10 protein-coding genes and 2 rRNA genes are annotated in these 10712 nt (G+C 42.9%); 9 read left to right on the forward strand and 3 right to left on the reverse strand.

What is annotated here, in order from left to right; genetic code table 11:
* Positions 1-135 precede the first annotated feature (135 nt).
* From A7D23_RS08970 to A7D23_RS09010, 9 genes are all read left to right on the forward strand, one after another.
* A complete protein-coding gene (locus tag A7D23_RS08970) occupies positions 136-531 on the forward strand; it encodes a TadE/TadG family type IV pilus assembly protein (RefSeq protein ID WP_019226768.1) in 396 nt (131 codons plus the stop codon).
* Positions 532-542: 11 nt separating this feature from the next.
* Positions 543-1487, forward strand: coding sequence for a pilus assembly protein TadG-related protein (locus A7D23_RS08975; protein ID WP_019226769.1), 945 nt, complete (start codon positions 543-545; stop codon positions 1485-1487).
* A gap of 10 nt (positions 1488-1497) precedes the next feature.
* The gene (gene cpaB, locus A7D23_RS08980; protein WP_019226770.1) at positions 1498-2244 is read left to right on the forward strand and encodes a Flp pilus assembly protein CpaB; all 747 of its coding nucleotides are present in this window, start codon (positions 1498-1500) and stop codon (positions 2242-2244) included.
* Between the two features lie 16 nt (positions 2245-2260).
* On the forward strand, positions 2261-3481 hold the full coding sequence (locus A7D23_RS08985; protein ID WP_019226771.1) for a response regulator: 1221 nt from the start codon (positions 2261-2263) through the stop codon (positions 3479-3481).
* A 4-nt stretch (positions 3482-3485) separates the two neighbouring features.
* On the forward strand, positions 3486-4856 hold the full coding sequence (locus A7D23_RS08990) for a CpaF family protein (RefSeq protein WP_019226772.1): 1371 nt from the start codon (positions 3486-3488) through the stop codon (positions 4854-4856).
* Between the two features lie 31 nt (positions 4857-4887).
* Positions 4888-5835 (forward strand): type II secretion system F family protein, encoded by a 948-nt coding sequence (locus tag A7D23_RS08995; protein WP_025205431.1) that lies wholly within the window; start codon positions 4888-4890, stop codon positions 5833-5835.
* Between the two features lie 11 nt (positions 5836-5846).
* The gene (locus A7D23_RS09000) at positions 5847-6788 is read left to right on the forward strand and encodes a type II secretion system F family protein (protein ID WP_019226773.1); all 942 of its coding nucleotides are present in this window, start codon (positions 5847-5849) and stop codon (positions 6786-6788) included.
* A 74-nt stretch (positions 6789-6862) separates the two neighbouring features.
* Positions 6863-7213 carry a DUF192 domain-containing protein gene (locus A7D23_RS09005; RefSeq protein ID WP_019226774.1) on the forward strand — a complete coding sequence of 117 codons (351 nt, stop codon included), beginning with the start codon at positions 6863-6865 and terminating at the stop codon, positions 7211-7213.
* A gap of 277 nt (positions 7214-7490) precedes the next feature.
* Entirely contained in the window at positions 7491-8255 is a 765-nt protein-coding gene (locus A7D23_RS09010; RefSeq protein WP_019226775.1) for a hypothetical protein, read from the forward strand.
* 115 nt (positions 8256-8370) lie between these two features.
* Here the strand turns inward: A7D23_RS09010 and A7D23_RS09015 are convergent, their stop codons facing one another.
* From A7D23_RS09015 to A7D23_RS09025, 3 genes are all read right to left on the reverse strand, one after another.
* Complete coding sequence (locus A7D23_RS09015; protein ID WP_019226776.1) at positions 8371-9660, reverse strand: methyl-accepting chemotaxis protein; 1290 nt, start codon at positions 9658-9660, stop codon at positions 8371-8373.
* A 325-nt stretch (positions 9661-9985) separates the two neighbouring features.
* Positions 9986-10090, reverse strand: a 5S ribosomal RNA gene (gene rrf / locus A7D23_RS09020).
* A gap of 154 nt (positions 10091-10244) precedes the next feature.
* A 23S ribosomal RNA gene (locus A7D23_RS09025) occupies positions 10245-10712 on the reverse strand; the annotation flags it as partial.

The following is a 10712-nucleotide window of genomic DNA, read 5'->3' on the forward strand; positions in this document are numbered from 1 at the left end:
AAACTAAGAAAGGTTACCTCTCTTATCAGGTATTCAAACAGTCTTTGAATTGTTAATTTTCCCATATCTGCTCAGTGATATTTGGGTTGATGGGGCGAACGTTTATTAGAATCTGCATTGGGAGGGTATTGAAAAATGCTAAAAAAATTAATAAAATCCTCCAATGGCCAGTCTCTTGTCGAATTTGCGCTGGTCCTGCCCATCTTTCTGCTCCTTGTCTTTGGCGTGGTTGAGTTTGGGCGGCTCGGCTATTCCTACGTGACTCTCAATAACGCTGTCCGAAGCGGTGCCCGGACAGCCAGCTTAAGCGGATTGGATAGCGCTATCCAGGCTTCAGTGGCTGATTCCGCCCCCTTGTTAGACCGCAACCTGCTGACCATTCAGATCACCCCAATTGAGTCCAGCAGACATTCCGGCTCAAATGTTACGGTATCTGCCTCTTATCCTGTATCTCTTACGACTCCGGTATTAAATCATATTCTTCCGGATCCGGTTGTGATCCATGCGAGCCTGTCCATGCGCATTGAATAGGAGTATTTGCTATGAAGAATCATCCCTTCAAAAATGAAAAAGGCAGTATTGCCGTTCTTACGGCAGTACTTTTAGTTGTTCTTCTGGGCTTTGGTGCCCTATGTACAGATATGGCCGTTCTCTATGTGGAAAAAGCAAGGTTACAGAATGCGGTAGATGCAGCAGCGTTAGCAGGCGCTCAAAAATTACCGGATAGTCCGCAGGACGCTTATCTAACTGCTGCAGAATATGCTGCCAATAATGATGTCTCCCTTCCCTCAATTTCGATATCCAATCATAACCGGGAAATTGAGGTATCTGCTTCTGAAGAACATTCCATGTTTTTGGCCAAAGCACTGGGTATTACCAAAGGAAAAGTCAGTGCACGTTCCAAGGCAGGTGTTTACCCTGTCCGCAGTATCGCCGGAGCCGCTCCTTTAAGTGTTACGATACAGGACTTTGTCTATGGCCAGGAATATACACTGAAAAATGCCCCTCCGGAAGGTGAAACCGGCTGGTATGGTCCTGTCAGGTTGGATGGATCAGGTGCCAGCACCTACGAAGATGCACTCGCCTACGGAAATAATACCCCGCTATCTGTCGGCCAGACCCTGCAGATAGAAACCGGTAATATGAGCGGTCCGACACGAAAAGGTCTTGATACCCGGCTTGCTTCCGATACGCGTGTCCCTGGGAATACTTTTACTGATCATGACAGCAATGCTCCCGAGATTGTCTTTATCCCTATCGTAGAAGTCCTCACTCGATCAGGTGAATCCATCCAGGAAGTCAAGATTCTTGGATTTGCAGCCTTTTTTATTGAAAATGTGACCCGAAATGGCAATGACTGTTTTATCACGGGGCGTTTTTTAAAGACCTGTTCCACACTCGGCAAAGAAACAAGTTCAATTATTGATGACGGAAATAACCCCGTACAGGATTACGGTTTATATTCTATAAAACTGCTAATGAATTGAGGGATGACTAGTGAAAAGAAAATTCTATGTTTTTATGGCGATTATCTCAGGACTGATTTTTAGCTTGGCTGTCTTTTTCTACCTAAACTATGGTTCGGGAGCATCAAGCCAAGACTTAAAACCACTGGTTGTTGCAGCAGCGGATATTTCCTCCCGAAGTATCCTAAAGGCTGATCAGCTCCAAATCAAACAAGTTCCGCTTTCAGCCTATCCTCAGGGGGGGGCCTCTACCGTGAAAGAATTGACAGGCCGGGTACTCCTGGTTGACGTCAGTCAGGGTGATGTACTGCTGAGTCCTATGCTTGGAGATCCGTACCAAACCGGCAGCAGTTCAGGTGCCTCAGCCGACAGCTTTTCACTGACTGTTCCTTCAGGTAAAAGAGCCGTTGCTATTCCTGTCGATCTGGTGGGCAGTGTCAGCTATAAGGTAAAGCCCGGTGACCATGTGGATATCCTGATTACCATGGATATTAAGGATAGCCAGGGAAATCAAAGAACAATTACTTCTTTAGCTGCCCAGGATGTTTTGGTCTTAAACACGGGTGATACCATTCTCAAAGAAGGAGAAACTGCCGAAAATCCTGGCTCTTATGTCCTTGCTATGAGTGTTTCCCAGTCTATGGCCGTAACACTGGGCAGTGAAAAAGGTTCCATCCGCTTACTGCTGAGAAACCCCGCCAATAAAGAAACTTACACCGAAGCACCCATTGATCCTAATGTCTATACAAACGCCGATTATTTCAGTCATTATAAATAAAAAGGAGGTATAGCGCATGCAAGGTATACGGATTCTCATTGTTGATGATATCAGAAATACCCGCGAAAACATTCGCCGGATCCTTGCTCTTGATTCCGGCTTTGAAGTCATCGGCGAAGCAGGCTGCGGTTCTGAAGCAATCCGTCTGGCAGAATTGTTGAAACCGGAAATTATTTTAATGGATATCAGCATGCCCGACATTGACGGGATAAAAACAACAGAACTGCTTTCTTTCCGCATTCCAAATACCTCCATTATTATGATGTCCGTTGAAAACGACCCCGACCATATGACCAAAGCCATGATGGCCGGAGCCAAATCTTATATCGTCAAACCGTTTACCGGCAAAGAACTTACCAGTACAATCCTGAACGTGTATCACAAGGAAAGCCGCAAAAGAGAAATGATCAATTCCCCTCTGTCCCCCGATTCCGCTGTAAAAACATCCGACACTGCAGCAAAAGTAATCAGTATTTTCAGCGCCAAGGGAGGGGTAGGCAAAACGACGACCGCTGTGAACCTCGGTGTTGAATTGGCGAAGTCATCCAAAGTCCTTTTATTAGACTTGAGCCTGCAATTTGGGGACATCGCCTCCTTCTTAAATCTTGTTCCGAAAAGAACCATTACCGATCTGGTCCAGGCCGGTTCGATCAAAGAAGAAGATATCCGGCTTCATACCCTTAGCCATTCTTCCGGACTGGAAATCCTGGCGGCTACGAATCGCCCTGAATATGCAGAAAAAGTAACCACAGAACATATTGAGCAAATCCTGGAAGAAATTAAACCCCATTATGATTTTGTAATTCTTGACAATACCAGCCGTTTTGATGATATCAGCCTTGCCGGCTTAGAGGCCGCAGACGAGATCTGGGTTGTGGCCGGCATGGACATTCCGTCAATCAAAAATACCAAGCTGGCGCTGGAAATCATGCACACGCTTGAGTATTCCCCAAAAATCAAGTTAATTCTAAATAAATTTGAAAAGAAAATCGGTATCAGCATGAAGGATATTGAAAGCAGTCTCGGCCTCAATGTAACCTATCTTATTCCTTATGAAGAGCAGCTCACATCTGTGCTTAATAAAGGTGTACCGTTTGTTGAGGCTTTAGCCCGTTCGGCTCCCGCTCTGGAAATTAAAAAAATGGTGAGTACGCTAGGTGTTAATTCGGAAATTACTAAAAAAGGTCAGGACAGCAAAGAAACCAGCCGTCTTTCCTTTTTAAGATTTGGAGGTTGATCGCATGTCGCTCCTTAGCCGTTTAGAACAGGAAAGAGGTAAAGAACGCGAAAGAACCGGATCAGAGAAACAAAGCCTGATTGAAATCAGACAAGCCTTTACCTCTTCTCCTTCCTCTCAGCCCGTTGATCCCTGGAGGGAGCTCAAAAGCATTATCCATAAGGAAACCATCAAAAATATTCAACTCAATGATGTTGATCCTCAAGAAGTCGAGCCGATCGTTCAAAAAGTCATAGACCAGTATGTTGAAGCCAACGGTGCCCTTCTGCCCCGGAATGAAAGGCAAAGAATCGTTCAGGAAGTGGTAGATGAGATCCTTGGTTTTGGCCCCATTTCCCCGCTATTAAATGACGACAGTATTTCAGAGATTATGGTCAACGGACCAAGTCAGGTCTACGTAGAACGTCATGGGATTGTCGAACTATCCAATGTAACTTTTAATGATGACCAGCATGTTCAGCATATTATTGAAAAAATTGTCGCGCCGATTGGCCGAAGAATTGATGAAAGTCAGCCAATGGTAGATGCCCGTCTGCCGGATGGTTCCAGGGTAAATGCAATTATCCCGCCTTTGGCGCTTAAAGGGCCCACCATCACGATCCGAAAATTTTCACGTGACCCCTATCGTGTCGAAGATCTGATTAATTTTGGCACAATGACCAGAGATATGGCACTTGTCTTGGAAGCCTGCGTCAAGGCCAGACTGAATATTGTCGTTTCCGGCGGTACCGGGTCAGGTAAGACCACAACCTTAAACGTCCTATCTTCCTTTATTCCGGACCACGAGCGGATCATTACCATTGAAGATGCTGCTGAACTGCAGCTTGATCAAAGCCACTTGGTAACGCTTGAAACCCGGCCGCCAAACATAGAAGGAAAAGGTGCCATCACCATTCGTGACTTGGTCAGAAACACGCTGCGTATGAGGCCTGACCGGATCATCGTCGGTGAAGTCCGCGGCGGAGAAGCCTTGGATATGTTGCAGGCCATGAATACTGGACACGATGGTTCCCTGACCACAGGTCATGCTAACACCCCGAGGGACATGCTCTCCCGTCTCGAAACCATGGTTTTAATGGCAGGCATGGATTTGCCGATCCGGGCCATCCGTGAGCAAATTTCCAGTGCGATTGACTTAGTTGTTCAGCAAAGCCGGCTCAGGGACGGCACCCGGAAAATTACTCATATCACTGAGGTCCTTGGTATGGAAGGAGACACCATTGTCACCCAGGATATCTACAAATTTGAACAAAAAGGTGTTGATTCCAATGTCCACGTCCTCGGTGGCTTTAAGGCTACCGGTGTCCGCCCCCGCTTTATGGATACGCTGGCTGCCACGGGCCAAATCCTGCCGGACAATATTTTTGTTAGTTGATTAGCCATCTATGGCCGTCGGAGGTATTTATATGACAAAGGTCATCGTCGTGGCCTCGATTATGGGATTTATCCTAATATACTCACTGATCATGGCCCTGAAACCAAAAAATGAAAGCGTTGAAGATAAAGTTAAGCGACTGGTGGCAGAAAAAGAAGATACCCCGGTTAAAGCCAAAAAGGCTGCTTCCTGGAAAGAGTATCTGACTTCCCTGTCCAAATATACACCTCGGAAATGGGGCAAACAACTTGATAAAGATCTTTACAGCGGTGACATTGGGTTAACTGGCAGAGAATTCATCGTAATGCAAATTTTCTTGTTCATTCTTACTTTCCTTATCGCCTTAATTCTCCTGCCTTTGAGTGCTGTTTTTATTGTTCTGCCACTGTTAAGTTTGATCTTTCCCAAGCTATATATCAGCAGTGCTAAAAATAAAAAAATAAAAAAATTCAATAACCAGCTGCCGGATATACTTCTGACCCTTGCTAATTCCTTAAAAGCCGGTTTTAGTTTATTTCAAGCCATGGAAATGGCAGCCCAAGAAATGCCAGATCCGCTCTCCTCCGAAATCAAAATCACCCTGAAAGAAATGGCCTATGGGGAATCTACCGAAAATGCTTTGTTAAATCTCTCGCAGCGGGTTGAAAGCAAAGACCTGGAATTAATGGTAACTGCCATCCTGATTCAACGGCAAATTGGTGGTAATCTAGCCGAAATTTTAATCAATATTCACGATACGATTCAGGAACGTTTACAGATTCAAGGCGAGATCAAAACACTTACTGCTCAAGGCAGATTGTCGGGATATATTATTGGTGCTTTGCCTATCTTAATTGGCCTGGTTATCACGATGATGCAGCCTTCATTTATGATGCCGCTGTTCCAGGATCCACTCGGAATTATGTTATTATGCTGTGGCGCTGTTCTGGAAATCATCGGTTTTATCGCCATCAGAAAGATTGTTAATATTAAATTCTAGGGGAGATTGTCATGGAGTCAATCTTGATTTTCAGTGGTTTTTGCCTTATTTTCTTCTTAGTTCTGGCGATTCTGTCCAGGAAACAGCCTTCTCTTTCCCAGAGCAGGATTATGCGTTCCCTTGGAAGATCTTCAGTGCCAACAGAAAATGAAGAAAATCAAAAAGAAAAATCCAAAAAAGACAAAAGCAAGCAAGATAAAAACAAGCAAGAAAAATCCGAGAGCAGTTTTTTTCGCAGATTAATTACTGTCTTCTCAAAGAATAACAAAGAAACGGACCAGAACGACCAGGAATTAATTGCAGCCGGATTAAAAGGGTGGTCGTCAGCTGAATGGAAAGCGCTTAGGTTCATCCTTGGCCTATGCTTTGCAATAGCAGCTGCTGCTTTAAGCTTTATATTAAGCTTTCCAATCCTAACAAAAATTGAATTTCCATTATTTTGTTTTGTTATTGGAAATATTGCTCCCAATTTCTGGCTTAAATCAAAGATCAAACAACGTAAAAGTGAGATTCTTCGTACGCTTCCTGACATCCTAGATCTCGTTATGGTCAGTGTCGAAGCCGGACTTGGCTTTGATGCAGCGATGATGAAAGTCGTAGAAAAACAAAAAGGCATTCTTGCTGAAGAGTTCAACCTGGTTCTGCAGGAAATCAAAATCGGCAAACCACGCCGGGAAGCTTTGAGAGACATGGCCAAAAAAAATGACGTAGAAGATTTAAGCAATGTAATTGCCTCATTGGTTCAAGCTGACCAGCTCGGTATCTCTATGGGAAATGTCCTCAGGAATCAGTCGGCACAAATCCGTCTGAGAAGAAAACAACGCATACAAGAAGCTGCGCAAAAAGCCCCCGTAAAGATGATGGTTCCACTTGTTTTCTTTGTTTTTCCAAGCCTTTTCATCGTGATACTTGGCCCGGCAATCATTAATATCATGGATATTTTGGGTAAATAATTTTTTGTCTGTGGACGAAGAATATTCAAAGAATAATCTAAGATTCTCTCTAAGAAAAACGAGGAAATCGACTAATGAAAGAGTTAACTGTTATCAACCAAAGAACACAAAAGAATCTTGGGACGGTTCTAGTGGCTGACACCTTTTTCACCAGACTGAGAGGTCTGCTGGGAACCAGGCAATTGGATGATTTTCATGGTATGTTGATTAATCCCTGCAACCAGGTCCACATGATCGGGATGCGCTATCCCCTCTCTGTCTGGTTTGTCAGCAAGGATCTGAAAATTGTCAAAATCATTGATGATCTCTCTCCGAAAAAGGTCTCCCCATGCATCAAGAATGCCGCTTTTGTGTTAGAGTTCCCACATAACTGGGCAGATTCCACTGGAAGCATGGAAGGTGACAAGCTTGAAATGCAGTTTTAATTCTCTCGTATTTCTCTCTTGTCTTATTGTCTTTAGGAATATATCGCTTTATCAAAAGAAATAAGTGTCTGCAAAAGTGTTATTAGTGTTATTAATGATAGCTCGTATTCAGAGCTTTTCCAGTTTCACTTGCCTTGCCGCAAAAGGACAGAGCAGCGTAATGCTCTGTCCTAACTATATGCAATTACAATTTATTCACTTGTTATTTCGCTCCAAAATCAATTTTACTATATAATAGAATTAATAAAAGCAATTCTTGGTACTAAAGGAGCTCTCAATGAAAAATACGATAATTTTAGCCTGCCTTTTCCTACTTTTATTATCTGGTTGTTCTAAAAACGCGCCGACAACAACTGCTCAACAGACTGATTCTTCAGCAGTGGCCAGTAGTTCCAGCTTATCTTCAAAAACTCAGCCATCAACGCCCAATAATGAAAACAGCCAGCAGCTGATATTATCAGCTAATCTCAAAGATATCTCAGCATCTGCAGACTTTCAGTACTTAAATTCTAAAAATCAAAGAAAAGTGAACATATCTGTTTCCAACTCTTCAGAGTATATATTCTCCGGAAAAGTGTATGTTACGTACCGGGACAGCGGCAACAAAATTCAAGGTACAGATACCCTTTTAATAAAAAGCTTATTACCGAGATCCAGTACCAGCTTGACATCATTGGCCATGGCCAATGCAAATCGTGCAGATTTTACGATTGACGGGGACTTTACAGTAAACTCTTCTGCAAAGCTTACTTACACTATCCTGTATACGCAGTCTGAAACGAACTCTCAGGTCTTATATATCCAGCCACCTTCTATTGATGAAAATGTTCTGACCGGTATTATTAGAGAACAGCGGGATCAGCTTTCAAACAGCAATCTTCGCAAGTTTAAAATCTTTTTCTACGATCCTTCGTATAAAGGACAGCAAGGTACTCAGCCTGCGGAAACCGACAGTGTCAAAGCCAAAGCGGATATCAGTTATATCGATGGTATTTCCGAACTTTACTTTATTGATTCCGGTAAAGTCGTACTTATACAATAGGACTTCTCGTTTTCTTCAAACAACAAGCTCACGATAATATAATCATAGGCGTACATGTACGCCTATGATTAGTTGGAACAGAGTATTTCTCTATAAATTTAGTAGAACCTACCAATTATTTGCGAAAGCGGGTAATTGCAGTTGTCAAAATTTCTGACTGTATTCTTAAATTATCTACAAGGGTTTCAACCTGATCGACGATTTCCGCTTGTTGCTTTGTAGCAATAGCAAGTTCCATTGCACTTTCTGAAGTTTTTTCTGCAATCTGGGCTACTTCGCGAGACTGATGTGCGCTTTTGTCAATGCCCTCCATTTGATGATCGACAAGTTTTGATATTTGTTCAACGCTACGTGCCACTTCAAGAATTGTTTTTGTCATTTTTTCTATTACTTCATTCGTCCTGGATCCTTTATGCGCTTCCATATCTGCATTTTGAACTTGTATTGTAATTTGATTCACAACATTTAACACTTCAGCCTGGATATTCTCAATAAGACTTGAAATTCCTTGAACGGCATTTGCGCTTTCATCGGCTAATTTTCGTACCTCTTCGGCAACGACCGCAAATCCTCTGCCATGTTGTCCTGCTCGAGCAGCTTCAATGGAAGCATTCAATGCAAGTAAATTTGTTTGTTCCCCAATGTCTCCTACTAACTGGATGATCTGACCAACTTTCTTAGCATTATCTTCGAGACTTTTAACAATTTCAAGTGATTGCTGGTTTCCTTTGGCTAGATTATTAATTCCCTCAACTAAAGAACGAATTACTTCTTTACTTTCTGTTAGTTCCATTAACATTTCTGCCGAGACTTTTTCAGAAGACTTGGCATAATTTTGTACTTCTTTGGCAATAAGAGTGACCTTTTCAACTGATTCTGCAGTTGATTGAATCGCAATCGAGGAAGTTTCTGCACCTGCAGATATTTCTGTGATGGTATGTACAATAGAGTCGGCTTGGTGAGAAGCAGCCGATGACGCTTTTAAAATTTCAAACATATTCTCATTGGTCTTCGCACAATTTGTTTCAATACTCTGGACAATTTCCCTAAGATTATAAAGCATATTGTTAAAAGCTATTCCTAATGAACGAATCTCATCATCAGTGTTTGATACTTCAACATCACAACCGATATCCCCTTCAGATGCCTGATTTGCAGCTTTTTCTAACTTCTGCAAAGGTTTAATGATAAAACTTGCCATAAAGAAGGAAAGTAAACCCGACCAGAAAACCCCTAGTACTAAAGTCGCAATCGTAAATATAACCTCATTAATATTCGGAACAAAATTGGGTTGAACAAAATAGATAAAAAATGCACTTGTAGAATAAGTAACAATTGCCAGAATAATAACAAATAAGGAAATCTTCTTTCTAATGCTAAATTGATGGTTCTTTGATTTTTTCATTAATCTGCGCTCCTCTTAAGCAAAAATCTTTGTCGCCAAAACTAGAAAATCTTGCTGCGTTTATTGTTATTTCGCAACAATCTCAATGAGCAGGCGATAGTTATATTTTCTATCAATTACATTATAATGTAAATATTACTTTTTTTGAAGTAATGTTTTGAATTAATTATGAAGAGACTACATCCTACGATGTAGTCTCTAGTTTACCGTCGCAACGTCTTATCTTCTTGCAGTATCGTGCCCCAGAAGGATACTCAAACTTCCTAATTGAACACCCTTTGCAAATAAGAAACAGAGCACCAAAATAGATGCTCTGTTCTTAATTACCTGGCAACGTGCTATTTTCCCTTGCAGTATCGTCGCCCCAGGAGGTCTTAACTTCCGTGTTCGGGATGGGAACGGGTGGTACCCCTCCGGTATAGTCACCAGATCTTTTCGAGGCTCGAGGTTTGAAGCTCAAGGTTCGATCTAGTTGGAATCGGCTTACCGATTCCTTCTTTAATCTTTCCCGTGCTTCTAGCTCGTTCTCTCAAAACTGCACAACAAATCAGCTTCATGCATTCAATCATCAATCTAGGAATCTAAAGGTCAAGACCTCGACCTATTAGTACCGGTCCGCTCCACATGTCACCATGCTTCCACTCCCGGCCTATCAACCTGATCATCTTTCAGGGGTCTTACCAGATTAACTCTGTGGGAAATCTCATCTTGAAGCTGGTTTCGCACTTAGATGCTTTCAGCGCTTATCCATTCCGGATATAGCTACCCAGCTATGCCTCTGGCGAGACAACTGGTACACCAGTGATCCGTCCAACCCGGTCCTCTCGTACTAGGGTCAGATCTCCTCAAATTTCCTGCGCCTGCGACGGATAGGGACCGAACTGTCTCACGACGTTCTGAACCCAGCTCACGTACCGCTTTAATGGGCGAACAGCCCAACCCTTGGGACCTACTACAGCCCCAGGATGCGATGAGCCGACATCGAGGTGCCAAACCTCCCCGTCGATGTGAACTCTTGGGGGAGATAAGCCTGTTATCCCCAGGGTAGCTTT

The sequence above is a fragment of the Dehalobacter sp. TeCB1 genome (assembly GCF_001707455.1).
In the GTDB taxonomy this organism is placed as follows: Bacteria; Bacillota; Desulfitobacteriia; order Desulfitobacteriales; family Syntrophobotulaceae; genus Dehalobacter; species Dehalobacter restrictus.

Excerpts from the sequence above, each read along its gene's own strand:
- A7D23_RS08970 (WP_019226768.1), top strand. The coding sequence starts at position 136 with ATGCTAAAAAAATTAATAAAATCCTCCAATGGCCAGTCTCTTGTCGAA.
- A7D23_RS08975 (WP_019226769.1), top strand. The coding sequence starts at position 543 with ATGAAGAATCATCCCTTCAAAAATGAAAAAGGCAGTATTGCCGTTCTT.
- A7D23_RS08985 (WP_019226771.1), top strand. The coding sequence starts at position 2,261 with ATGCAAGGTATACGGATTCTCATTGTTGATGATATCAGAAATACCCGC.
- A7D23_RS08990 (WP_019226772.1), top strand. The coding sequence starts at position 3,486 with ATGTCGCTCCTTAGCCGTTTAGAACAGGAAAGAGGTAAAGAACGCGAA.
- A7D23_RS08995 (WP_025205431.1), top strand. The coding sequence starts at position 4,888 with ATGACAAAGGTCATCGTCGTGGCCTCGATTATGGGATTTATCCTAATA.
- A7D23_RS09000 (WP_019226773.1), top strand. The coding sequence starts at position 5,847 with ATGGAGTCAATCTTGATTTTCAGTGGTTTTTGCCTTATTTTCTTCTTA.
- A7D23_RS09005 (WP_019226774.1), top strand. The coding sequence starts at position 6,863 with ATGAAAGAGTTAACTGTTATCAACCAAAGAACACAAAAGAATCTTGGG.
- A7D23_RS09010 (WP_019226775.1), top strand. The coding sequence starts at position 7,491 with ATGAAAAATACGATAATTTTAGCCTGCCTTTTCCTACTTTTATTATCT.
- A7D23_RS09015 (WP_019226776.1), bottom strand. The coding sequence starts at position 9,660 with ATGAAAAAATCAAAGAACCATCAATTTAGCATTAGAAAGAAGATTTCC.